The 22,621-nt window shown below is 65.1% G+C and carries 21 protein-coding genes; 9 read left to right on the top strand and 12 right to left on the bottom strand.

The features are described from left to right. Positions 1-71 precede the first annotated feature (71 nt). Both KZZ07_RS05735 and KZZ07_RS05730 read right to left on the bottom strand, forming a co-directional pair. Positions 72-242 carry a DUF2256 domain-containing protein gene (locus tag KZZ07_RS05735; protein WP_219512833.1) on the bottom strand — a complete coding sequence of 57 codons (171 nt, stop codon included), beginning with the start codon at positions 240-242 and terminating at the stop codon, positions 72-74. After that, a complete protein-coding gene (locus tag KZZ07_RS05730; protein ID WP_255564178.1) occupies positions 242-1,753 on the bottom strand; it encodes an FAD-binding domain-containing protein in 1,512 nt (503 codons plus the stop codon). Before KZZ07_RS05730 ends, KZZ07_RS05735 begins: the two co-directional genes overlap by 1 nt. Before the next feature lie 90 nt (positions 1,754-1,843). Between KZZ07_RS05730 and pepN the strand changes: the two genes are divergently transcribed. From pepN to KZZ07_RS05710, 4 genes are all read left to right on the top strand, one after another. After that, complete coding sequence (pepN, locus tag KZZ07_RS05725) at positions 1,844-4,396, top strand: aminopeptidase N (RefSeq protein WP_219512831.1); 2,553 nt, start codon at positions 1,844-1,846, stop codon at positions 4,394-4,396. A 209-nt stretch (positions 4,397-4,605) separates the two neighbouring features. After that, positions 4,606-5,349 carry an SDR family oxidoreductase gene (locus KZZ07_RS05720; RefSeq protein ID WP_219512829.1) on the top strand — a complete coding sequence of 248 codons (744 nt, stop codon included), beginning with the start codon at positions 4,606-4,608 and terminating at the stop codon, positions 5,347-5,349. Continuing rightward, a complete protein-coding gene (locus tag KZZ07_RS05715) occupies positions 5,346-5,777 on the top strand; it encodes a hypothetical protein (RefSeq protein WP_219512828.1) in 432 nt (143 codons plus the stop codon). Before KZZ07_RS05720 ends, KZZ07_RS05715 begins: the two co-directional genes overlap by 4 nt. A gap of 268 nt (positions 5,778-6,045) precedes the next feature. After that, complete coding sequence (locus tag KZZ07_RS05710; protein ID WP_219512827.1) at positions 6,046-6,909, top strand: lysophospholipid acyltransferase family protein; 864 nt, start codon at positions 6,046-6,048, stop codon at positions 6,907-6,909. A gap of 119 nt (positions 6,910-7,028) precedes the next feature. On the opposite strand, the gene KZZ07_RS05705 is transcribed toward KZZ07_RS05710, so the two are convergent. Next, positions 7,029-7,790, bottom strand: a complete 762-nt coding sequence (locus tag KZZ07_RS05705; protein WP_219512826.1) for a transglycosylase SLT domain-containing protein — start codon at positions 7,788-7,790, stop codon at positions 7,029-7,031. 242 nt (positions 7,791-8,032) lie between these two features. Between KZZ07_RS05705 and KZZ07_RS05700 the strand changes: the two genes are divergently transcribed. Together KZZ07_RS05700 and gatB are read left to right on the top strand one after the other, a co-directional pair. Continuing rightward, positions 8,033-9,265 (top strand): hypothetical protein, encoded by a 1,233-nt coding sequence (locus KZZ07_RS05700; protein WP_219512825.1) that lies wholly within the window; start codon positions 8,033-8,035, stop codon positions 9,263-9,265. A 71-nt stretch (positions 9,266-9,336) separates the two neighbouring features. Beyond that, positions 9,337-10,851, top strand: a complete 1,515-nt coding sequence (gene gatB / locus KZZ07_RS05695; protein ID WP_219512824.1) for an Asp-tRNA(Asn)/Glu-tRNA(Gln) amidotransferase subunit GatB — start codon at positions 9,337-9,339, stop codon at positions 10,849-10,851. A gap of 773 nt (positions 10,852-11,624) precedes the next feature. On the opposite strand, the gene KZZ07_RS05690 is transcribed toward gatB, so the two are convergent. Beyond that, entirely contained in the window at positions 11,625-11,882 is a 258-nt protein-coding gene (locus tag KZZ07_RS05690; RefSeq protein WP_219512823.1) for a BolA family protein, read from the bottom strand. Positions 11,883-11,955: 73 nt separating this feature from the next. Here KZZ07_RS05690 and KZZ07_RS05685 point away from each other — a divergent pair, with 73 nt between their 5' ends. After that, positions 11,956-12,579 carry a J domain-containing protein gene (locus KZZ07_RS05685; protein WP_219512821.1) on the top strand — a complete coding sequence of 208 codons (624 nt, stop codon included), beginning with the start codon at positions 11,956-11,958 and terminating at the stop codon, positions 12,577-12,579. Positions 12,580-12,706: 127 nt separating this feature from the next. Further along, positions 12,707-14,029, top strand: coding sequence for an invasion associated locus B family protein (locus KZZ07_RS05680; RefSeq protein ID WP_219512820.1), 1,323 nt, complete (start codon positions 12,707-12,709; stop codon positions 14,027-14,029). A 173-nt stretch (positions 14,030-14,202) separates the two neighbouring features. Here KZZ07_RS05680 and msrB read toward each other — a convergent pair whose 3' ends face one another. Both msrB and KZZ07_RS05670 read right to left on the bottom strand, forming a co-directional pair. Then, complete coding sequence (gene msrB, locus KZZ07_RS05675) at positions 14,203-14,667, bottom strand: peptide-methionine (R)-S-oxide reductase MsrB (protein WP_219512819.1); 465 nt, start codon at positions 14,665-14,667, stop codon at positions 14,203-14,205. 118 nt (positions 14,668-14,785) lie between these two features. Further along, a complete protein-coding gene (locus KZZ07_RS05670; RefSeq protein WP_219512818.1) occupies positions 14,786-15,352 on the bottom strand; it encodes a fasciclin domain-containing protein in 567 nt (188 codons plus the stop codon). Positions 15,353-15,582: 230 nt separating this feature from the next. On the opposite strand from KZZ07_RS05670, the gene KZZ07_RS05665 reads away from it, so the two are divergent. Beyond that, a complete protein-coding gene (locus tag KZZ07_RS05665; RefSeq protein ID WP_219512817.1) occupies positions 15,583-16,956 on the top strand; it encodes an L-serine ammonia-lyase in 1,374 nt (457 codons plus the stop codon). 149 nt (positions 16,957-17,105) lie between these two features. On the opposite strand, the gene KZZ07_RS05660 is transcribed toward KZZ07_RS05665, so the two are convergent. The 6 genes from KZZ07_RS05660 to KZZ07_RS05635 form a co-directional block, all read right to left on the bottom strand. Next, positions 17,106-17,666, bottom strand: a complete 561-nt coding sequence (locus KZZ07_RS05660) for a helix-turn-helix domain-containing protein (protein ID WP_219512816.1) — start codon at positions 17,664-17,666, stop codon at positions 17,106-17,108. A gap of 189 nt (positions 17,667-17,855) precedes the next feature. Beyond that, positions 17,856-18,725 (bottom strand): substrate-binding domain-containing protein, encoded by an 870-nt coding sequence (locus tag KZZ07_RS05655; RefSeq protein ID WP_219512815.1) that lies wholly within the window; start codon positions 18,723-18,725, stop codon positions 17,856-17,858. Between the two features lie 58 nt (positions 18,726-18,783). Further along, complete coding sequence (locus KZZ07_RS05650; RefSeq protein ID WP_219512814.1) at positions 18,784-19,593, bottom strand: ABC transporter substrate-binding protein; 810 nt, start codon at positions 19,591-19,593, stop codon at positions 18,784-18,786. A gap of 32 nt (positions 19,594-19,625) precedes the next feature. Next, positions 19,626-20,384 (bottom strand): ATP-binding cassette domain-containing protein, encoded by a 759-nt coding sequence (locus KZZ07_RS05645; RefSeq protein WP_219512813.1) that lies wholly within the window; start codon positions 20,382-20,384, stop codon positions 19,626-19,628. After that, complete coding sequence (locus KZZ07_RS05640; protein WP_219512812.1) at positions 20,377-21,084, bottom strand: ABC transporter permease; 708 nt, start codon at positions 21,082-21,084, stop codon at positions 20,377-20,379. Before KZZ07_RS05640 ends, KZZ07_RS05645 begins: the two co-directional genes overlap by 8 nt. Positions 21,085-21,288: 204 nt before the next feature. Next, positions 21,289-22,617 carry a sigma-54-dependent transcriptional regulator gene (locus tag KZZ07_RS05635; RefSeq protein ID WP_219512811.1) on the bottom strand — a complete coding sequence of 443 codons (1,329 nt, stop codon included), beginning with the start codon at positions 22,615-22,617 and terminating at the stop codon, positions 21,289-21,291. Between the last annotated feature and the right edge of the window lie 4 nt (positions 22,618-22,621).

Raw genomic sequence — 22,621 nt, 5'->3', positions numbered from 1 at the left:
GGGGCGCTGCCCCCGTCGCGCAAAGCGCGACTCCCCCGGAGTATTTCCAGCCCAAAGAAACACTGTGCCGGTCAGGGTCGGTCTGGTCCCCTTGAGGTAGGTTTGCGACTGCGACGGCAGCGGTCCGAGCAATAGCGCACCTCCTCCCAGACCTTTGCCCATTTCTTGCGCCAGGTGAACGGACGCCCGCAGGTGGCGCAGGCCTTGACCGGCAGATCGCCTTTACGGGTGCCGCGCGGCATCAGAAGTCGAAGCTTTGCTGGCGGCTGTCCGCCGCCGGGCGCCTTTTGCGCGGCGCGCGGTCGTTGACGAAATGGCGTTGCGGATCCTTGCGCGAGGCGTGTTTGCGCACCACCCGGGCGGCTTCATCGCCAAAACCCGCGCCCTTGCGCACCGACCAGATGGCATCACGGGCTGTTCTTGCCGCCTGTTTCACGTCGACCACGGGCGGCAGATACTCTGCGCGCGCCTCCCCTCTCCAGGGTTGCTGCAGGAACGCATCCGGCACCTCGGCCAGTTCCGGGCACCAATGGCGGGTGAAGGCGCCGGTCGGGTCCTGATCGTACCCCTGTTTGACAGGATTGTAGATCCGCAGACTGTTGATGCCCGTGGTTCCCGATTGCATCTGGACCTGGCTCCAATGGATGCCCGGCTCGTAGTCGGTGAAGAGCCGCGCCAGGTGCCGGCCCGTGCGCTGCCAGGGCAGCCAGAGATGATAGGAGGCCACGCTCATCAGCATCGAGCGCATGCGGAAATTGAGCCATCCGGTGGCGATCAGCGAGCGCATGCAGGCATCGACGAAGGGCAGCCCGGTTTCGCCCTTTTCCCAGGCGGCAAGGCGCGCGGCATCCGGTGTTTCCGGGCGGAGCCCCTCGTAGGCGCGGTGCAGGGCGCGCCATTCCAGGTCCGGCTCGTCTTCGAGTTTCTGGATGAAATGGTCGCGCCAGGCGAGGCGGGACTGAAAGCTCTTCAGGCTGCCGGACCACCCCGTCCGGGTGCCCCTGACCTCGCGCTGACGGGTGGCTGTGGCGCGCACCGCCTCGCGCGGGCTGAGCGTGCCAAGCGCCAGATGGGGGGACAGACGGGAACAGGCGCTTGCCCCCTCCAGCGGGGTCGACATGGCCTTGCGATAGGTCTGACCGCGCTCTGTCAGGAAACTGGCCAAGAGCGCCTCGGCCTCGGCGCGTCCGCCAAGTTGGCGCCCCGGGCAGGGATCGACGGTCAGTCCCAGGTCGGCGGCCTCCGGCAGGGGATCGGACGGGAGATCGACGGGCGGCAGCGCCCTGGGCGCGGGCAGCGGATCCTGTGCCATCAGCCGGTTGCGATGGGCGGCCCAGCCGTCACGGTCGTGGCGCCCGCGCCTGACCGCCGAATGTGGCATTTCCTGCCAGCGCACCCCCTGCCCCGCGGCCCAGGCGGCCACGGCCCGGTCACGGGCATGGGTCCAGCCGTTGCCGGTTTCCTCGGTGCTGATCAGCCTGTCGGCCCCGCAGTCCCGGCACAGGGCCTCCAGCACGTCGACCGCCGGGCCAACCCGGATCACCAGATCGCTGCCCAGGGTCCGCAGGTCGGCGCGCAAGTCGGCCAGCGTCTCGCAGAGAAAGGCGTAGTGCCGGGCCGAGGCATCGGGCTGTTTCCAGAGACCCGGCTCAACGATGTAAAGCGGCACGACCGCGCCCAACTCCGCCGCGCGCAGCAGCGCGGCATTGTCCGTCACGCGCAGATCACGCTTGAACCAGAGGATCACGAGCATCGGATCTCCTTTCCGCTGCGCTGCCATTGCAGCCCCCTCGGGTCCGACCTAGGGTCACGGCCAAGAGCTTCCAGCCCCGCGAGGACCCCGATGAAAGACGCCGCACCCACGACCATCTATCTCAAGGATTACACGCCGTTCGGCTGGCAGGTCAGCGACGTGCACCTGACCTTTCGCCTTGCGCCCAAGTCGACGCGGGTGATCTCGAAGATCCATTTCGCCCCCAACCCGGAGGCCCCGACGCAGGACTTCTTTCTGCACGGCGAAGAGCTGAACCTGGTGCGGGCCGCAATCGACGGCGTCGAGGTCACGCCGGAGGTGACGCCCGAAGGCCTGCGCTGTGACGTGCCGGACGGCCCCTTCCTGTGGGAGAGCGAGGTGGAAATCGCGCCCGAAGACAATACCGCGCTGGAGGGGCTGTACATGTCCAGCGGCATGTATTGCACCCAGTGCGAGGCCGAAGGCTTTCGCAAGATCACCTATTACCCGGACCGTCCCGACGTCATGAGCGTCTTTTCGGTGCGGATCGAGGGCGATCTGCCGGTGCTTTTGTCCAACGGCAACTCGGTCGACCGGGGTGAGGGCTGGGCCGAATGGCACGATCCCTGGCCGAAGCCGGCGTACCTCTTCGCGCTGGTGGCGGGCGACCTGGTGAATTTTCCGGATCGGTTCACCACCCGGTCGGGCAAAGAGGTCAAGCTGAACATCTGGGTGCGTCCAGGCGACGAGGGCAAATGTGCCTTCGGCATGGAGGCCCTTAAGACCTCCATGAAATGGGACGAGGACACATATGGCCGCGAATATGACCTGGACGTGTTCAACATCGTCGCCGTCGACGATTTCAACATGGGCGCGATGGAAAACAAGGGGCTGAATATCTTCAACTCGTCCTGCGTTCTCGCCTCGCCGGAAACCTCGACCGACGGCAACTTCGAGCGGATCGAGGCGATCATCGCGCATGAGTATTTCCACAACTGGACCGGCAACCGCATCACCTGCCGCGACTGGTTCCAGCTGTGCCTGAAAGAGGGGCTGACCGTCTTCCGCGACCAGCAGTTCACGGCCGATGTGCGGTCCGCCCCCGTGGCGCGGATCGAGAATGTCGCCATGTTGCGCGCGCGCCAGTTCCCCGAGGATCAGGGCCCCTTGGCCCACCCCGTTCGGCCCGAAAGCTTTCAGGAGATCAACAACTTCTACACCGCGACCGTCTATGAAAAGGGCGCCGAGGTGATCGGCATGCTCAAGACGCTGGTGGGGGATGAGGATTACGCCAAGGCGCTGGACCTCTACTTTGACCGCCATGACGGCGACGCGGCCACGATCGAGGATTGGCTCAAGGTGTTCGAGGATGCCACGGGACGCGACTTGTCGCAGTTCAAGCGCTGGTACAGCCAGGCCGGCACACCGCGCGTCGACGTGACCGAGGATTGGGCCGACGGCACCTATTCGCTGACCTTCAAGCAGCACACGCCGCCCACGCCCGGACAAGACGAAAAGGCCCCGCAGGTGATCCCGATGGCGGTGGGCCTGCTCAATCCCAATGGGGACGAGGTGGTGCCGACCCGCGTGTTGGAGATCACCGAGGGTGAGCAGACTTTCACCTTTGACGGGCTGGCCTCCCGCCCCGTGCCCTCGATCAACCGGGGATTTTCGGCGCCGGTGGTGCTGGAGCGCGAGTCGAACCGCGAGGAACGCGCCTTTTTGCTCGCCCATGACACCGATCCGTTCAACCGGTGGGAGGCCACGCGCCTTCTGGCCCGTGAAAGCCTGATCGCGATGATTTGCGAGGACGCCGGGCCGGACGAGGCCTGGCTGGACGGGCTGGAACGGCTTTTGCGCGACCGCGACCTTGACCCGGCCTATCGCGCCATGATGATGGGAACACCCACGGAATCGGAACTGGCGCAGGTGCTGTTCGAACGCAGTGTGACGCCGGACCCGGAGGCGATCCACGCCGCCAAAGAGGTGCTGGCCCAGGTCAAGGCGGAACGCTGGGCCGATCTTCTGCCGCAACTGGCCGCCGAGGGCACGGTGGACGCGCCCTTTGCCCCGGATGCGGAACAATCGGGCAAGCGCGCGTTGGGGGCGGCGGTGCTGGCGCTGACCTCGCGGCTGGATGGCGGCAAGGCGGCGCGGGCGCAATTCGACAGTGCCGACAACATGACGCTGCAACTCTCGGCCCTGGCCCAGATCGTCCGGGTGGGCGAGGATGCCGAGGCGCTCAAATCCTTCGAGGACCAGTGGCGGCATGACCGGCTGGTCATGGACAAATGGTTCGGCCTTCAGGTCGGGGCGACGGCGCCGGAAAACGTCGTGCCCCGCGCAGAGGCGCTGACACAGCATCCCGATTTCGACTGGAAGAACCCCAACCGGTTCCGCGCGGTGATGGGGGCATTGGCGATGAACCATGCCGGGTTCCACCGCAAGGATGGCGCGGGCTATCGGCTGTTGATCGACTGGCTGATCAAACTGGACGACCTGAACCCGCAGACAACGGCGCGCATGACCTCGGCCTTCCAGACCTGGAAACGCTACGACTCGGAACGCCAGGCCCTGATGCGGGCAGAACTGGAACGCCTGCAGGCCAAACCCAAGTTGAGCCGCGACACCGGTGAGATGGTGACGCGCATCCTGGGCGCCTGACCACACGGGATCGCCCTGCGATCCCCCCTGCAGGCGAATGACCCGGCATTCGCCTGCAAGAACCGCTCCGGACGCGCAAGCAATCTTGTGGCCTGTGCCGAAACCGCGATAGCCTGAGGTCGAACCACTCCGGAGACCGCGATGCGCCCTGTCCTATCCCCTGCCGGCCGCTGGCCGTGCCTATGCCTCTGTGCCCGGGCGGGCCGCGCATGAACGGCGTGCTGATCATCACCGGCGCCAGCGCCGGGATCGGCGCGGCAACCGCGCGCATGGCGGCCTTTTCCGGTTGGCAGCGGATCGTCATCCACTACGGCCAGGACAAGGCGGGGGCCGAGACGACGGCGGCGATGGTCGAAAGCATGGGCGCACAGGCCTACCTGTTGCAGGCGGATGTCTCCAAGCCCAAGGCCATCGAAAAGATGTTTGCCAAGCTGCACGAGCTGAAGCCCGGCCCCGTCGGGCTGGTGAACAACGCCGGCATCGTCTCACCCCACGGCAGCATCGCGGACCTGACCCCGGACCGGGTGCAAAAGGTCTTTGCCGTCAATGTTTTCGGCGCGATCGAGGTGGCCCGGCAGGCGGTCGGCCTGATGCGCGACTGGGGCCAGGGCGGCGGCATCGTCAATGTCTCCTCGGCCGCGGCGCGGCTTGGGTCGGCCAATCAATATGTCGATTACGCCGCCAGCAAAGGTGCCATCGACACCTTCACCCTGGGCCTTGCGGATGAACTGGCGCCCGAGGGGATCCGCGTCAACGCCATCCGCCCCGGCCTGATCGAGACGGAAATCCACGCCAAGGGCGGCCAGCCCGACCGGCTGGAACGACTGGCACCGGCCACCCCGATGGGCCGCGCGGGAACGACCGAAGAATGCGCCGAGGCGATCCTCTGGCTGCTGTCGGAGCGGGCCTCTTATGTCACACGCTCCATCCTCGACGTGTCGGGCGGGCGGTGAGCGCGCCACTGGAACATGCCTCTTCGGGCCGGTCGCTGCGGGCCTTCCTGGTGCTGATGCTGGTCTGGCTGGCGGCTTTGACGTTGTGGTTCGCGCTGCAGGCGTCGGTCTGGATCGTGGGCGCGCTGCTTTTGGTCAGCCTGCCGGCGCTGATCGACTTCGGCACCGGGCGCAGCGCCTGGTTGCGGCTGGACGACAAGATGCTCAGCTGGGGATCGGGCGGGTCAACGGGCGAGGTTGCCTTGACTCGGATCACGCTGGTCCGCTTTGAAACGCGACTCGATTTCTCGATCCGGGTGCGTCTGGTCCTGGACGATGGCCGCCGCATCACTCTGCCGCAGGACAGCCTGCCGCCGCATCCCCGCCTGCAAGAGGCGCTGGAGGCGCGGGACATCAAGACAGAACGACATCATTTCGGCCTGATCTGAGACCGGGCCAGCTCCGTCACACACCCTTTTGTTTTAAAACATATTTTATAGAATACGCGTCCGAGAGAAGGCCACGAAGGATGCGTTTCAGAAAGGAAAAACCGCCCGAAATCCGCCCCGGCGATAACCTGTTCTTTTTGCCGAATGGCAAGCCATCGCCGAAAGCATACGTCAGAGGCGTGCACCCGCCGCGCCGGTGGTGTAAACTGCCTATGGAAGAGGCGCGCCCGTCATGGAAGTGTCACGAAATTATGATCTTGGGGCTAGAATGAAAGACCGCATCGACCCGCTGATCGCCGAGCGCGCGCCCTGGTTGTTTTCCAGTTCTCCGGTTGTCCGGCCTGCCCGGGCCGTGCTGAACCGCATGCTGGGCTATGAAAAGACCATAGAGATCGGGACGCTGGTCAAGGACATGAGCGCCGACCAGATCATGCAGGTCATGGCCGAGATGCTGGCCAAGGACTTGGAGGTCACGGGCCTGGAACACCTGCCGCGTCAGGGTCCGGCCCTGATCGTGTCGAACCACCCGACCGGAATCGCCGACGGAATCATGCTGCATCACGTGATCGGCCAGATCCGGCGCGACACCTATTATTTCGCCAACCACGACATCATGCGCGTGCTGCCGCAATACGCCGAGATGATCGCCCCCGTGGAATGGCGCAAGGAAAAGCGCAGCCACGGCAAGACGCGCGAGACGATGGCCTATACCCGCAAGGCCGTGGACGAAGGCCGGCTGGGCGTGATCTTTCCCTCGGGCCGGTTGGCGAAACGGCGCGGCCTGTCCCTGCACGAACGGCCCTGGATGGCCAGCGCGGCGATGATTGCGCGCAAGTTCGACCTGCCGGTGATCCCGGTGAATATCCGGGCCCGCAATTCGGTGCTGTTCTACCTCTTCGACCTGCTGCACCCCACCCTGCGCGACATCACCCTGTTCTACGAAACGCTGAACAAGGCCCGCCAGCCCTACCGGATCACTGTCGGCGAGGCGATCTCGCCCAAGGCGCTGCCCGCCAAGTCCGAGGATGGTATCGAGATGTTGCGCCGGGCGACCCTTGCCCTGGGCGGCCCCAAGGCACCGGCGGTATCGCTGGTGGATGCAACACGCCGGCCCAGCTGGTTGAAGGCCTGAGGTCCGGGACGCAGACGGCGCTTGTCCCGCCCACCGTCCCGTGACCGCGTTTCCCGTGCGCACCGCTTGGCGCGTTTTTTCGCCTCCGGGCTCACCAGAAAACAGGCAAGGCCAGAGGATCAGTCCCCCGTCGGGGCCGGGGCATCCGCCACGTCGCTGTCAGGGCCAAGCCCCTCGGGGCGCACCACCGGGCGCAGCGAACGCGCAAGGCCCGTGCAATAGTTTTGCGACCGGGTCCAGGCCATGATGTCCTCACGCTTGCTCCGGGAATGGAACGGCCCCCAGTCCGCGGCGACGCCCCGCATCCCTCGGCTGATGACCTTGTCGCGCGGCACCGTGACCGCCATGATCCGCAACGCGCAGGAGAGGTTGTCCTCGGGGTCCTTCAGCGCCGCGCCGCTGCGCGCCTTGCACTTGTAGAACCGCGCGGTCGGCGGATAGATCTGCACCAGCCCGAACCAGCGCCCGCCGCCGCCCACGGCCCAGGGCCGATGGGTGCTTTCGTGCCAGGCCAGGGCCGAGATCAGGCCAACCCAGAAAGCCTCGCGCTGCGCGCGGCCCGCACTGGGATAGGCCGGACAGTATTCGGCGATATCACGCGGCACGAGGTCCGGCAGATGGTCGGCCTGCGCGCGCAATCCCCGCAGGGCCGCGATGCTCCAGCTCCGGCTGCCCTCGATGTTGTCCCAGCGCGCCTTGGGCACGACGAATTTCTTGCGCGCCTTGGGCCGCAGAGAGACCGGAACCGCGAGGCGCGAAATCTCCGCCGCAGGCGGACTGACCGGCGGATGCAGGGCAATGGCCCCGGACGGATCGGGATTGGCGAAAGCGGCCTGGCCCGCGAGGACGAGACCGCAAAGGAGGACGGCAGCTTTTTTCATTTGTCCTGAAATTTCGCCCGAGGCCCCGACCGATGCAAGCGTCGCTGCCGCCGCAGGGCCTTGACCCGCCAATTGCAAGGCGGATCTCTGCTCATCGCCCCAGCCTTGGCGATGCATTGTTCGCCCGCCCGCAACATGTTGTCCCCCAGCTGGCACCAAAGTCCGACCCTTGCCGGCAGAAAGACAGCGCAATTCCCGCAAGCCGCCGGATTTTGGCCGCGAATCGCCGTCAGATTGGGTTTATGACGATACGTAACCTGTTTCCCTCCGTCCGCGCCGTTAGCGCTCGTTTCTCCCCACGGTCGGCTGCCCCCGTCGTCGCGGCTGTACCGGAGGCCCCTGCGCATCGGCACCCGCCGGTCGAAATCCCCGTCTGCGACCCCGGCCCGGATGCCCTGGCCTGTGAGCGGCTACGCGCGCGCGGGCAATTCCTGGCCCGGCAGGAGGACTGGGAACAACTGGCCACGGAAATCGCCACCGCCGAGGCAGAGCGGCGCCTGACCCCCGGTCTGCGGTCGGCGGCGGCGTTGCTCGCCGAGGGCGCGCGCCGCGACATGACCGTGGCGATCGCCGAGGCGGTGGCCCGGGGCAAGCCGCGCGAGGTGCAGTCCGCTGTCGCCGCGTTGGAACCGCTGTTGGCCGAAATGCCCGCCTGTCCGGTGATCGCCCAGGTCGTTGCGATGGTCCATGTCGAGACGGCCCGTGCCTGGCGTGCGGCCCGCGACACCAATGCTCCCGCCATTGACCGCGAGGCCGCTTTTGCCCGGCACATGGCCACCGCGACACGGTTGAACGACCGGTTCGACCCGTTCGAGCTCCAGTCACCGCTCTGGGCCGTCGTGCGGTGCGCGGTGCTGGAGGCAGACCCTGCGCCGCAGGACCGCGTGGCCGACGATTTCGAAGACCTGATCGACCTCGACCCCGGCAATCCGTGGCACATGTGGCAGTTGGGCAAGGCCCTGCGCCCCGCGCGTTTCGGCAGCTGGGAACAGCTGGATGCCCAGGCCCGGCGCACCGCGGCGCGCACCGGCGATCTCTGGGGCAATGGCGGCTATGCCTGGATTTACCTCGGCGCGCTTTGCGAAGAGGCCGGCGCCTTTGCCCGGCTTGACGCCGAACTGTTCGTGGAGGGGTTGCACGATATCCTGACCCGCCACCCCACGCAGGACATGGCCAATCGGATGGCCGCCCTGGTCGGGCACACGTTGGGCGGGCCGACCCGGGCCGGCAGCACGCGCCGCAGGGTTGCCGATTGCCTGGGCTGGATCGCCCAGGATCACCTGCGCGAGTTGCACCCGCAGGTCTGGGCCGAGGTGCCCGAGCGCCGCTCTGGCGGGAAACTGGATCGCCACGCTGCCGCCCCCGGGCAGGCCCGCGCGCTGGACTGCCTGGCAGAGTTTTATGGCCCCGCGCTGGAGGCGGGTCGGAGAGTGCAGTTCGGCCCCGATGGAATGCGGATGATCAAGGGCGACTGACGGGCGGGCCTTGCCCCCTGCCCCGCGCTGTTCTAGACCGCTCGGCAACCCGTTTTCCGATGAGGACCGCCATGCTGGATCTGACCTATGAAGCGCCCAAACCCAAGGTGATCGCCGGGGCCAAGCACGATTGGGAGCTGGTCATCGGGATGGAGGTGCACGCGCAGGTGGCCAGTCAGGCCAAGCTGTTTTCGGGCGCCTCGACGAAATTCGGCGCGGAACCCAATTCCAACGTCTCGTTCGTGGATGCGGCGATGCCGGGGATGCTGCCCGTCATCAACGAATACTGCATCGAACAGGCGGTGCGCACCGGGCTGGGCCTGAAGGCGGAAATCAACCTTGTCAGCGCCTTTGACCGCAAGAACTATTTCTATCCCGACCTGCCGCAGGGCTACCAGATTTCCCAGCTGTATCATCCGCTTGTGGGTGAGGGTGAGATCATCGTGGACATGGAACCCGGCATCGCGCGCCTTGTGCGCGTCGAACGCATCCACGTCGAACAGGACGCGGGCAAATCGATCCACGACATGGATCCGAACATGTCCTTTGTCGACCTGAACCGGACCGGCGTCGCACTGATGGAAATCGTCAGCCGCCCCGACATCCGCGGCCCCGAAGAGGCCGCCGCCTATATCGCCAAGCTGCGCCAGATCCTGCGCTATCTCGGGACCTGCGACGGCAACATGCAGAACGGCAACCTGCGGGCGGACGTCAACGTCTCTGTCTGCCTTCCGGGGCAATATGAAAAGTACCAGGCAACGCAGGACTTTTCACATCTCGGCACGCGCTGCGAGATCAAGAACATGAACTCGATGCGGTTCATCCAGCAGGCGATCGACTACGAGGCCAAGCGCCAGATCGGCATCCTGGAGGCCGGCGGCAAGATCGACCAGGAAACCCGCCTCTACGATCCGGACAAGGGCGAAACCCGGTCGATGCGATCCAAGGAAGAGGCGCATGACTACCGCTATTTCCCCTGCCCCGACCTCTTGCCGCTGGAGATCGAGCAGGGCTGGGTCGATGACATCGCCGCCAGCCTGCCGGAACTGCCGGACGAGAAAAAGGCGCGGTTCGTCAAGGACTTCGGCCTGTCGGAATATGACGCCAGCGTGCTGACCGCCGAGGTGGTGAATGCCGCCTATTTCGAAGAGGTGGTGACCGCCTCCGGCGATGGCAAGCTTTCGGCCAACTGGGTCATCAACGAGCTTTTCGGCCGCCTGAAGAAAGACGACACCGAGATCACGGATAGCCCCGTGAACCCGGCGCAGCTGGCTGCGATCATCAAGCTGATCAAGTCCGATGCCATCAGTGGCAAGATCGCAAAAGACCTGTTCGAGATCGTCTATACCGAGGGTGGCGACCCGGAAAAGATCGTTGAAGAGCGCGGCATGAAGCAGGTGACCGACACCGGCGCCATCGAAACCGCAGTGGATGAGATCATCGCCGCCAACCCGGCGCAGGTGGAAAAGGCCAAGCAGAATCCAAAGCTTGCGGGCTGGTTCGTGGGCCAGGTCATGAAGGCCACGGGCGGCAAGGCCAACCCCAAGGCCGTGAACGAGATCGTCAGCGCCAAGCTGGGCCTGTAAGGGGGCGTTCCGCCCCTGGCGCGCCTGCTCCATTACCTGCGTTTTATGCGGCGTTTTCCGCAGCATATACAAACGATGTGACGCGGCCCCCTCGGGCCGCGTTTCTCGTTTTCTTGCGTACAGATCAGGCCAGGCGAGGCCCCGGATTACCCCAAGGTAAGGAATCCCTGACTGCCGTTAGGTCAGCGCAATTTGTTAACGTTGTGTTACCGGAGGCTGCTAGATCTCCAGAGCGTCAGGATTGATCGACGCGCCACGCAAAAGATTGAAACGGGGGCTTTCATCCGTTTGTTCACAGAAAGTCGGGGCGCGGTCCGCATGGACCACGCCCCTTTTTCTGCCAAAGGGCGTCATTTGGTACCGCTGGTCGAACTCGTTGAAAAAATCTGGGACAGAACGCCGCTTGCCACACTGGAACGCGGCGGCTCCGGCACCTGGTTGCCCGACGGGACGCCCTTGCCCGGCGCAGCGCCGGATTGAAACCCGCCAAAGCCAAGGCCTTTGCCATTGTGCGTTCCCTGTACCACCGGGAATGGATCGTCCGCCTGCACGGCAGATGCCGCGAGGATGACCGCCGCGACGGTACAGGTGAGTCTGGTTAGTGACATAAGCTCGCCTCCTTTGAACCGGGCACAGTACCCGTGCGCCTCGTTTCCAAAGTTGAGCCGAAACTTACAACATCATCTTAAGGAAGAGCAGACATCGGGTCGAAACCCGCCGGATTGGCCGGGTCTGGGCGGTCGTTTCCCGCCGACACCCCGGCCTTGGCAAAGTTACGCCTGCACATCCAGCGACAGTGCGTGGATTTCCGCCACAAGCTCGGGTCCCAGAGCCGCATGCACGGCCCGGTGCCGGGCGATGCGGCTTTTCCCGGCAAGCTCCGGCGCCCGCAACAGCACATGAAAATGGCTTTCGCCGCTGCCATCGTCCCCGGCATGGCCGGCATGGCGCGCGCTGTCGTTGCGCACTTCGATCTGGCTGGGCTGAAAGGCCGCCTCTAGTTTCATCTGGATTTCATCGGCTCGCGACATTTTTCTCAGGACCCCCTGTATCTCGTTTCACGATAGTCTATGCTCCGGTGTCCGAGTCGAGAAGAGGTGCGAGATGAGCAAACCTGACCCCTTCGGTTTCGACATGTCCGTTAAGTCCGCGAAAAAGAAAAACCCACGCGGACGGAAGGGCATGACAGGCGCACAGGAGACATCCACGCGCATCTGCGACCATGACGGTTGCCAGGAACCGGGCAAATTCCGCGCGCCCAAGGCGCCTGACGTGCTGGATGATTTCTTCTGGTTCTGCAAGGACCATGTCCGGGAATACAATGCCAAGTGGTCCTTCTTCGACGGCAAGACCGAAGCGGAGATGAACGCACAGGAATCCTCGGACAAGGTCTGGGAGCGCAAGACCAAGGACTGGCGCGACCCCGAGGCCAAGGCCTGGGCGCGGCTGGGGATCGAGGATCCGCACCAGGTGCTGGGCGACAAGGCCACGCGCAACCCCGGGCGCAAGCAGGGTGGCGGGCGCAAGCTGCCCCCGACCGAGCGCAAGGCGCTGGATATTCTCGACGCCAAGGACGACATGTCCAAGGCCGAGATCCGCAAGGTCTACAAGTCGCTCATCAAGGTGCTGCACCCGGACATGAACGGCGGCGACCGCAGCCAGGAAGAGCAGCTGCAGCAGGTTGTCTGGGCCTGGGACCAGATCAAGGACAGCCGCAGCTTCAAGTAGGCGGCACTCCGCCCGCGCAACGGGCCTGACATGTGTGCGAATGAATGGCTGGGTCCGGGTAGTCCGGACCCATTTTCGTCCCGGTTCCGGTGATAGGCTTGGTCACATCTCCAGGAGTACGATTCGCATGTTCCCCACCCGCCGCACGACCCTTGCTGCCCTCGCCGCCTGTTCCCTTGCCCTGCCGCTCTCGGCACAGGACGTGCCGCTGGGACCCAGATCGGATTTCGGCAAAGTGGTGCTGACGGACAACCAGGTGTCCGGCGGCGGCGTGACGTTGGAACAGGTCTTTGGCGGCGGGTTCGATTCCGAACCGGCCTACCAGTACCCGGACATCTCGGGCTATCGAAAAATGGGCCGTGCCGTCGGTCGGCTGGACATCGCCACGGACAAGGGCACGGCGCATTGCACCAGCTTCCTGATTTCGGACACGTACCTGTTGACCAATGGCCATTGCCTGCAGATCGAGGGCGCGCGCGTACAGGCGGTGAATTTCGTCGCCGGTTACGTCGAGAACGGCGTGACGGACAACACGCGCATCTACTCGGTCAACCCCGAGCCGGTCGAGATCAGCCCGCCCGACGATCTCGACTATGCCATACTCGAAGTCTTTGGTGCGCCCGCTCAGGATTGGGGCACCCTGCCCCTGCAGGCCTTCGCGTTCGACCCTGACCGGCACGCGGGCCTGCCGCTGATCGTGATCGGCCACCCGATCGACATGGCCCAGCACATCAGCCGCAAGGAATGCCGGGCCGCCGCGCGCAACCTGCTGTCCAATAACCGGCTGCGCCACACCTGCGACACGCTGCGGGGCAACTCCGGCTCGCCCGTGATCGGCGAGGATGGGCGCAAGGTCATCGCGCTGCACCACGCGGGCGACTCGATCAACGGGGTGAACTTTGCCGTGCCGATTGCCGCCATCGCCGAACGCTCGCCCATCGTGGCCGCGCTGATCGCGCCGGCGAAGCCTGCCACAACCACGCCGCCGCGCAAAACCGCCTACAAACCTCCGCAACAGGCCTATGTCAAAGCGCGCCACGGCGACTGGGCCCTTCAATGCCTGAGGGGGAAGGACTTTTGCCAAGGCTATCAGTTATTGAACGACAGCCGGGGCAACGCAGTGGCCGAGATATCCGTCTTCAAGCTCGACAACGGCGGGCGCGCCGTGGCCGGGGCCACAGTCGTGACACCCAAAGAAACGCTGCTGTCCAAGGGACTGACGCTTGAAATCGACGGAGGCAGTTCGCTCAAGTACGACTTTTCTTTCTGCAACGACCAGGGCTGTACGGCGCGGATCGGGTTTGATGCGCAGACCTTTGCGCAGCTGGAACGGGGACGCCAGGCCACGCTGACCATCTATCCAGCCGTTGCCCCAGACTCCCCCGTGACGCTGCAGCTTTCCCTGCGCGGCTTTACCCAGGCCATGACGCAGACGTCCGCTCTGGATTAAGCATCGGTGTCAGAAGACGCCCATAGATTTGCGCAAATCCCTGGACGGGCGATCTGACGCGACCGAACGTCGGCTTCGGGCAATCTTTCGACCCGTTTGACCCGGCAAAGGAAACGGGCGCGAGGCCTTAGTCCAGCCACACGCCCGTTTTTCTTGTCTTGGCGCTGCGCCGGTCAGGCCGGGCGGAAGGTCAGGCTGACACCGTTGATACAGTGGCGTTTGCCCGTGGGCGGCGGACCATCGTCAAAGATATGCCCCAGGTGCGATCCGCAGCGGCGGCAATGGCATTCGGTGCGGGTGACGAACAGCTTGCGGTCGGGTTTGGTTTCAACCGCGTTGGGCAGGGCCCGGTAGAACGACGGCCAGCCGGTGCCGCTGTCGAACTTGGTTTCCGAGGCATAGAGCGGCAGGTCACAGCCCTTGCACAGGAAGGTCCCTTTCCGCTTTTCGTCGTTCAGCGGCGAGGTAAAGGCCCGTTCCGTCCCCTCCTCGCGCATGACGCGGTATTCCGCGTCGCTCAGCATGGCGCGCCATTCCGCCTTGCTGCGGGTGATTTCGAAATTGCCATCGGCGGCCAGGGCGCTGCGCGTAAAGAACGGCAGCACAGCCCCGGCAGCGATAAAGTTGCGTCGTTTCATCGGGGCCTCCTCTTTCGGGGAAAGGATGCGCACCCCGGCCTGCGGGGGCAAGCTCGGGATGCGCACAATTGCGCGAGGCACGAACTGGGGGTTACATTGCCGCGCGCAATTGATCGGTTTACTGCTTGGGCAGCAGGACGCGGTCGATGACGTGGATCACGCCGTTCGACTGCTTGACGTCGGCGATGGTCACGGTCGCGGTGCGCCCGTTCTCATCGGTCAGCGTGATCTCGTCCCCGTCCATCTTGGCTTGCAGCGTGCAGCCGCCCACCGTGGGGACCGGGTGCATGCCGCCGTCATCGGCAATCATGCCCGCAATGGCATCGGACATCGCATTCGCCGCCACGACGTGACAGGTCAGGATCGTGGTCAGCTGGTCCTTGGCCTCGGGCTGCAGCAAAGCGTTCAGGCTTTCCGGCTTGATCATGGCAAAGGCGTCATCGGTCGGGGCAAAGACGGTGAAGGGGCCTTCACCGGACAGCGTGTCGACAAGGCCGGCTGCCTTGACCGCCGCGACGAGGGTTTCGTGATCGGCCGAGTTCACGGCATTTTCAACGATCGTCTTGTCCGGGAACATCGCGGCGCCGCCGACCATCGGGTTGCCGGTATCGGAATGGCTGGCCGCAAAAGCGGCGCCGGACACGGTCACAAGGGCAATGGCTGCAAAAGTCTTGAGGGGTTTCATTTGGTCGTCCTTCCTGTTTCTCTGTCGTTTCAGAGCGGCACCTCTCTGGTGCGGCTGATCGGAGTCACGCGACAGGCTGGCGAAAGTTTCGCCCCGGACCGTCACAAGCCGTTCACGGTGCCGTGAACGACCCGGTGACAAGCGCGCCTTTGGCAGACGTCATGTCGTTTTCGGCGGCGGCATGGCCAGGGCGCTGCGCTACATGAGGCACAAGAATAAAGGGAGCGCAGATGTTTCTTTCGGTCTTCGAGATGTTCAAGGTTGGGATCGGCCCATCGTCCTCGCACACGATGGGCCCGATGGTCGCGGCGGCCCGCTTTCTGGACAAGCTGCGCGCGGCGCCCTTTGCGGTGCACGGGCTGCGCGCCTCGCTGCACGGGTCGCTGGCCTTCACCGGCGTCGGCCATGCCACCGACCGCGCCACGGTGCTGGGGCTGGCGGGCTTTGTCCCGGAAACCTACGACCACGAAAAGGCCGAGGCCGCACTTGCCGAAATCGCGAAAACCCACAGCGTCACGCCCGACAGCTTGCCCACGCTGCAATTCGATCCGTCCAGGGACCTGGTCTTCGACTACGATGAGACGCTGCCGGGCCACGCCAACGGGATGATCCTGCGGGCCACGGATGCCCAGGGCGACGTGATCCTGCAAGAGGTCTATTACTCGGTCGGTGGCGGCTTTGTCCTGACAGAGGCGGAACTGGCCGCCGGAAAGGACACGGATGAGGGCGCCCCCGTCCCGCACCCCTTCAAGTCCGCCGCGGAAATGCTTGAGATGGCAAAGAAATCCGGGCGCAGCATCGCCGACATGAAACGCGCCAACGAGGTGTCACGCGGCTGCGCCGACAGCCTGGAAAAGGGCGTGGCGCGGATCTGGCAGGTGATGGAGGATTGCATCGACCGGGGCCTGACCTCGGACGGCGTCCTGCCCGGCGGGCTGAACGTGAAACGCCGCGCCAAGAATATCCATGACCAGTTGCTGGCCGAGCGCGGCATGAACCTGCAGGCGCCGCACACGATCAACGACTGGATGAGCGTCTACGCGATGGCGGTGAACGAGGAAAACGCCGCCGGGGGCCAGGTGGTCACCGCGCCCACCAATGGCGCGGCGGGTGTCGTTCCGGCGGTGATCCGCTACTGGCTGGACCATGTGCCCGGCGCCACGCGCGCCCGCATCCCCGAGTTCCTGCTGACCGCCGCCGCGATCGGCGGATTGGTGAAATACAATGCCTCGATTTCGGGCGCCGAGGCCGGCTGCCAGGCCGAGGTCGGCAGCGCCAGCGCAATGGCGGCGGCCGGGCTTTGTGCGGTCATGGGCGGCACGCCGGAACAGGTGGAAAACGCAGCGGAAATCGCACTGGAACACCACCTTGGCATGACCTGCGACCCGGTCAAAGGCCTGGTGCAGGTGCCTTGTATCGAACGCAACGGTTTGGGCGCGATCAAGGCGGTCTCGGCGGCCTCGCTCTCCTTGCGGGGCGACGGCACGCATCTGGTGCCGCTCGATGCCTGCATCGAGACCATGCGCCAGACCGGCCACGACATGAGCGAGAAGTACAAGGAAACCTCGCTGGGCGGGTTGGCGGTGAACGTGCCGAACTGTTGAAAGCGAGACACCCGGCGATCCGGCGCGTCTTCTTCTCTCTGAAAATACTCCCGGGGGTGAAGGCCGCAGGCCGAGGGGGTCATGCCGAAGGCCTGCCTTTGGCATGACGCCCCCTTTCGCCCCGGCGGCCGGGCGTCCGGGCGCGCCGCTTAGCTGGTGACGCTCACCAGCATGAATTTCGCCCCCTGTCCGCGATCCGTGACCAGTCGCACTTCACCATGTTCGCGATAGCGCAGCGCGTCTCCGGCGCCCAGGTTATAGCCCGATCCATCCAGACTGACGTGCAGATAGCCACTGATGAGCACGATGTGATGCTCCTGCCCGACAACCTCGGGCGATTCCTGCACCATCTCGGAATTCGGCGTCATCTTGCATTCGACCACCTCACCCGCCAGGGCCGAGGCCGCAGGAGAGACGAACCGCTTGGCCAGCCCGGTCTCACCATCGCGCCAGACGGCCTGTTCCTCGCGCGTGACATGGGCGGAAAACCCGTCCTCGATCATGGCAAAGAGGCGGGACAGGGACATTTCATGCGCTGCTGCAAGACGCGAGAGAACATCCGCCGAAGGACTGACCTCGGCATTCTCGAGCCGCGATAACGCCGCGCGGCTGACACCGCTGGCAGCGGCGAGTTGATCCAGCGTCCAGCCACGGGCAGCCCGTAGCGCCGACAGGCGCCCGGCGAGGCGGACCGTCAGATCGCTCTTCATTTTTATCCCCCCGGGAAACTATCCCGTATCTCGAATTAGATACAGATTCCCGCTGAAACGCAAGAATTGCGGGGCTTCGAGCCTGCTAGAATTTGGCACATATCTGATACAGAGCCCCTGCCCCGCATAGGCCAATTGTGGATTTTCAAACGATTCCAGTCTTCAATCCGGCAAAGCTCAAGCTGGTCATCAGGCGTTCCAGCGAATGGCCCCCAGGTCCGCGAGGTCATAGCCCCCCAGCCGGGCGGCCTGATCGCGAAAGGCTTCGCCGCGACAGAAATCCAGAAGCGCCTGAACCGGCCCTTCGAAATACTCCCGCCGGTCGATCAGAAGGTCAAAGAACTCTTCGATCAGGGGCAGGAAGCGCAGGCCGAAATCCCGGGCCAGCGTTTCCAGTCCGAAAGTCGCGTCCGCCTCGCCCCGGGCCACGGCCTGCACGGCCTCGGTCTCGGTCCGTGAGATAGGTGCCAGATCGAGCGCTGCATGGTCCAGTCCGGCCTCCCCGGCCAGGTCTCCGAACAGCTTGGCGGTGCCCGAAAGCGGCTGGCGCGGCGCAAATCGTCGCCCGGCGAGATCCTCCAGTCCGGTGATCCCCGCCTCGTCGGGGCGCACCACCAGCCCGCGACGGCGGCGGGCAAATCCGATCAGCACCGCGTCCTGGGTCTTGTCGACGCTGGGTACGTTCCAGTCTCCGGCCTTGGGATGGTAGACATGCAGGCCGCAGGCGACGCCTTCGCGCGCCTTGAACCTGTCCAGCCCGTCCAGGGATCCGTCGAAATAGGTGGCCAGGCCGCAGCTGCTTTCGCGGACGGCCCAGTCCAGCAGCGGATCATGGCTGCCCAGCAGGATCGGCGGGCGGTCCTCAGCCCCTTGCGGGCCCGTGGTGTGCGAAGCGATCCAGGCATAGACGTCGCGCGCGGGAAACAGCAGCTTACCGGTCGCGCGCGAACAAGGGACCTCGCCAGAGGCGGCGAGGTCGTAGATCTTGCGTTCCTTCAGCCGCAGCAGCTCTGCCAGCTCGGCTACGGTGAAATACTCAGGCGTCTTGTCATTGGACATACGGGCCTCCTGGCCCGTTGACCTAGTGTATATGGGCCGCCTGCCGAATTGTCCTAGATCAATCCGGGGCGTTCGGGAAGAAGAGTTGTTGCCCGTCGACCTCATAATCGGCAATCGCCGCCTGGCCCGCATCCGACAAAAGCCAATCCGCAAAGGCCTGTGCGCCCTCGACGTTCACCGAGGGGCATTTCTTTGCCGAAACCGGGATAACGCCATACTGGTTGAACAGGTCCGCATCGCCTTCGACCAGGATCTTGTAGTCCTGCTTGTTCTTGAAGCTGATCCAGGTGGCGCGGTCGGTCATGACATAAGCGCCCATACCGATGCCCGCGTTCAGCGTTGCGCCCATGCCCGATCCGGTTTCACGATACCAGTCGCCCGAAGCCGTGGCCGGATCGACCGAGGTGCTCGCCCAGAGCGAGACCTCTTTCTTGTGGGTGCCGGAATCGTCGCCGCGCGACGCGAACAGCGCCTGCGCCGCGGCGATCTTTTCCAGCGCCGGCTGGATATCGTCCAAACCGGCCACGGCGGCGGGATCGGCGGCCGGGCCGACGATGATAAAATCGTTGTACATCAAGTCAGTCCGCGAGGCACCGAACCCATCGGCCACGAATTTCTCTTCTGCCGGCTTGGCATGGACCAGCAGCACGTCACCGTCGCAGTTGCGGGCGTTGCGAATGGCCTGGCCGGTGCCGACGGCCACCACGTTGACCTGGATGCCCGTTGCCTCGGCAAAGATCGGCAACAGGTGGTCGTAGAGGCCCGAGTTCGCAGTCGAGGTGGTCGACTGCACCAGGATGTCGTCGGCCAGCGCGGCACAGGGCAGCGACACGGCGCACAGCAGCGCCGCAAGACGAAGCGGTTTCATGGAATATCTCCTCCGTAGGGTCTTGAGTGAGGTCAGAGCACGAGGCCGCCCGAGACATGAGCCCGGGCCGCCGGCGTTCGGGGGCCTGCGAAAAAACGGTCGGCGGCGGCTTGTTCGGCCACGCGCCCGCCGTGCAGAAAGACGATCTCATCAGCAAGGCGGCGGGCCTGCCCGATGTCGTGGGTGACAAGGATCACGCGGGTGCCGTTGCGCACGGCCTGCAGCACGATCTCCTCGATTCGGTTGACAGAGGCCGGGTCCAGGCTGGCGGTGGGTTCGTCCAGGAACAGCACCTCCGGCTCGGTGGCCAGCGCACGGGCCAGGGCCAGGCGCTGCGCCTCTCCCCCGGACAGCAGGCGGGCGGGCTGGCGGGCCTTGTCGCCCAGGCCGACATGGTCCAGCAGCGCGTTGCGGCGGGCGCGCGGCAGGTTGCGCGACTTCAGCACGAAATCGACATTCGCGGCGACCGAGCGGCGCAGCAGGACAGGTTTCTGGAACACAAGCGCCTGTCGCGACGTGATCTGCGCCGGTTTTGCACCGTTCCAGTCGATCTCGCCCGTGTCCGGCTCAAGAAGGCCATGCAAAAGCTTGAGAAACTGCGTTTTACCCGCCCCGTTCGGCCCCAGGAGGACGGTGCAGCCCGTCGGTCCCAGCTCCAGATCCAGGTTGTTCAGGATGCGGCGTCCGCCCAGGGACAGGCAAAGACCGCGCACTCGCAGGGGCAAGAGGTTCGAGGCCGGGACAGCGCCCTCGGTCAGAGCTTCGGGTCCGTGGATGATGGCTTCACGCATAGGCTTGTCTCACGGCAGTCAGGCGCAGGCTGTGGACCAGGGCGTTGACCCCCAGCGCCAGGATCATCAGCACGATGCCCAGGCCCAGGGCCAGCGGCAGGTCCCCCTTTGAGGTCTCCAGCGCAATGGCGGTTGTCATGACACGGGTCAGGTGGTCGATGTTTCCGCCGACGATCATCACGGCGCCCACCTCGGCCACGGCGCGGCCGAACCCGGCCAGCGCCACGGTCAAAAGCGCATACCGCGCATCCCAGAGCAGCGCCTGCACAGTCTGGCGGGTGGTCAGACAGAGCGAGCTGAAGTGGTCGGCGTATTCGGCGTGCATGTCCTCGATCACCTGGCGCGACAGCGCGGCCACAATGGGCGCGATCAGGATGGTCTGGGCAATGATCATGGCGGCGGGCGTGTAAAGCAGCCCGAGGAACCCAAGCGGCCCGGCCCGCGACAGATGCAGGTAGACGATCAGCCCCACGACGACCGGCGGCAGCCCCATGAGCGCGTTCATCACCACCAGAACGGCGCCCCGCCCCGGAAAGCGGTTGGTGGCGACCAGCGCGCCGATGGGCAGGCCGATGGCACAGGCTGCGACGGTGGCGGTCAGGCTGACACGCAGCGAAAGGCCGACGATCTCGACTAGATCGCCATCGCCCGAGAGGACAAGCGTCATAGCGACGGCAAGGGCCTCTCCCATGTCCTGCATGTCATCTCCTGCAAAATTTCCGGGATGAACACCCGATCTGGTGCAGAAGGTATGAAAAGACAGGCCCTGCCTGCAAGAAGAAAAGCGAGACATATTGGCCATTGGCGCAACAAAGCGACGGGGCTGGCAGGTCAGATTGACCCGCTAGCCCGACTGTAAAAAATGCATAATCTTGCGGTTATCAGAAAGGGCATTCCAGCGGGGTCACTGCCCCCAAGTGGCCACCTTGCGATCCACGGTCTTGCGCGAGACGCCAAGGCGCCGCGCTGCCTCGGCCCGGTTGCCGCCCGACAGTTCGAGGACGTGCATGATGTGGCGCTGCATCACCAGGTCGAGGTTCTCGATGGCCTGCACCCCGGTGACAGAGCCGCTGCCCGCGAAATCCTCGGGGAAGCTGCCCAGGATGACAGAGCGTTCGACGAGATTGCGCAACTCGCGCACGTTGCCGGGCCAGGGATAGCGGCTGAGTTTCAGCAGCGTCTCGTCGTCCAATTTCAGTTCCGGCAGGCCAAGCGACCGGCTGAAATGCTGGATGAAAAGCGCGGCCAGTTCCACGATGTCCTCTGACCGGTCGCTTAGCGGGGGCATCTCGATCCGCAGCACGTTGATGCGGTGGTACAGATCCTCGCGAAAGCGCCCCTCCTCGACCGCCTTGGCAAGATCGGTGTTGGTGGCGAAGGTCAGGCGCAGATCCAGCGGGATCTCGCGTTCGGCCCGGAGCGGGCGGATGCGCTGATCCTCGATCACCCGCAGCAACGCCGCCTGCAGGGTTTCCGACATCTGCGCCACCTCGTCGAGAAACAGCGTGCCACCATCCGCCAGCAGGAACAGGCCCGGGCGCAACCGGTCCCCCTCGACCTCGCCAAACAGTTCGGCGGCAATGCGGTCCGGCGCGATGGCGGCGCAGTTCACCGCCACGAAGGGCCGGTCCGACCGCCCCCCGATCTGGTGCAGGGTGCGCGCGGCCAGTTCCTTGCCCGTGCCGGTCGCGCCGGTGAACAGCACCGGCGTCGGCAGCGGCGCCAGTTTCTCCAGCATGGCGCGCACCGCCTGCATCGGCGCCGACCGGCCCAGGAGCCGGGTTTCGCCCTCGGCCTGCAGGGCATGGCGCAACAGGCGGTTGTCGCGGCGCAGGGCGCCCCGGTCCAGCGTGCGCGCCACGGCACCGATCAACTGATTGGCGCGAAAGGGTTTCAGGACAAAATCGCTGACGCCCGCGCGCAACGCGGCGATGGCGGTTTCAAGGTCGGCATAGGCGGTGATCAGCACGGTTTCGGCATAGAGCCCCTTGCGTCGCTGCTCCGTCACCCAGTCGATGCCCGAGCCGCCGGGCATCTTGTTGTCGACCACGATGACATCGAACTGGGCCTCGTCCAGCCGCTCTGTCGCCTCGCGCGCCGAGGCCGCCTCTGCCACGGTCTTGACCCGCGGGCCCAGCGTCTTGGCCAGGAAATTGCGCATGCCCGGTTCGTCGTCGACAACCAGCACCGATGCGCCGCTAAGGGCCTGTCCGTAATCATCCAATGGGGTCATGGGT

This window comes from Mameliella sp. CS4 (assembly GCF_019392335.1).
Taxonomy (GTDB): domain Bacteria; phylum Pseudomonadota; class Alphaproteobacteria; order Rhodobacterales; family Rhodobacteraceae; genus Antarctobacter.
Note: the sequence above shows the minus strand (reverse complement) of the source record. Positions and strands in the feature narration are given on the sequence as shown.

Coding starts and splice junctions, on each gene's coding strand:
- KZZ07_RS05730 (WP_255564178.1), bottom strand. CDS start 1,753: ATGCTCGTGATCCTCTGGTTCAAGCGTGATCTGCGCGTGACGGACAAT.
- gatB (WP_219512824.1), top strand. CDS start 9,337: ATGCTGGATCTGACCTATGAAGCGCCCAAACCCAAGGTGATCGCCGGG.
- KZZ07_RS05670 (WP_219512818.1), bottom strand. CDS start 15,352: ATGAAACCCCTCAAGACTTTTGCAGCCATTGCCCTTGTGACCGTGTCC.
- KZZ07_RS05735 (WP_219512833.1), bottom strand. CDS start 242: ATGCCGCGCGGCACCCGTAAAGGCGATCTGCCGGTCAAGGCCTGCGCC.
- KZZ07_RS05685 (WP_219512821.1), top strand. CDS start 11,956: ATGAGCAAACCTGACCCCTTCGGTTTCGACATGTCCGTTAAGTCCGCG.
- KZZ07_RS05640 (WP_219512812.1), bottom strand. CDS start 21,084: ATGCAGGACATGGGAGAGGCCCTTGCCGTCGCTATGACGCTTGTCCTC.
- KZZ07_RS05655 (WP_219512815.1), bottom strand. CDS start 18,725: ATGTCCAATGACAAGACGCCTGAGTATTTCACCGTAGCCGAGCTGGCA.
- KZZ07_RS05665 (WP_219512817.1), top strand. CDS start 15,583: ATGTTTCTTTCGGTCTTCGAGATGTTCAAGGTTGGGATCGGCCCATCG.
- KZZ07_RS05720 (WP_219512829.1), top strand. CDS start 4,606: ATGAACGGCGTGCTGATCATCACCGGCGCCAGCGCCGGGATCGGCGCG.
- msrB (WP_219512819.1), bottom strand. CDS start 14,667: ATGAAACGACGCAACTTTATCGCTGCCGGGGCTGTGCTGCCGTTCTTT.
- KZZ07_RS05660 (WP_219512816.1), bottom strand. CDS start 17,666: ATGAAGAGCGATCTGACGGTCCGCCTCGCCGGGCGCCTGTCGGCGCTA.
- KZZ07_RS05680 (WP_219512820.1), top strand. CDS start 12,707: ATGTTCCCCACCCGCCGCACGACCCTTGCTGCCCTCGCCGCCTGTTCC.
- KZZ07_RS05700 (WP_219512825.1), top strand. CDS start 8,033: ATGACGATACGTAACCTGTTTCCCTCCGTCCGCGCCGTTAGCGCTCGT.
- pepN (WP_219512831.1), top strand. CDS start 1,844: ATGAAAGACGCCGCACCCACGACCATCTATCTCAAGGATTACACGCCG.
- KZZ07_RS05650 (WP_219512814.1), bottom strand. CDS start 19,593: ATGAAACCGCTTCGTCTTGCGGCGCTGCTGTGCGCCGTGTCGCTGCCC.
- KZZ07_RS05635 (WP_219512811.1), bottom strand. CDS start 22,617: ATGACCCCATTGGATGATTACGGACAGGCCCTTAGCGGCGCATCGGTG.
- KZZ07_RS05690 (WP_219512823.1), bottom strand. CDS start 11,882: ATGTCGCGAGCCGATGAAATCCAGATGAAACTAGAGGCGGCCTTTCAG.
- KZZ07_RS05710 (WP_219512827.1), top strand. CDS start 6,046: ATGAAAGACCGCATCGACCCGCTGATCGCCGAGCGCGCGCCCTGGTTG.
- KZZ07_RS05705 (WP_219512826.1), bottom strand. CDS start 7,790: ATGAAAAAAGCTGCCGTCCTCCTTTGCGGTCTCGTCCTCGCGGGCCAG.
- KZZ07_RS05645 (WP_219512813.1), bottom strand. CDS start 20,384: ATGCGTGAAGCCATCATCCACGGACCCGAAGCTCTGACCGAGGGCGCT.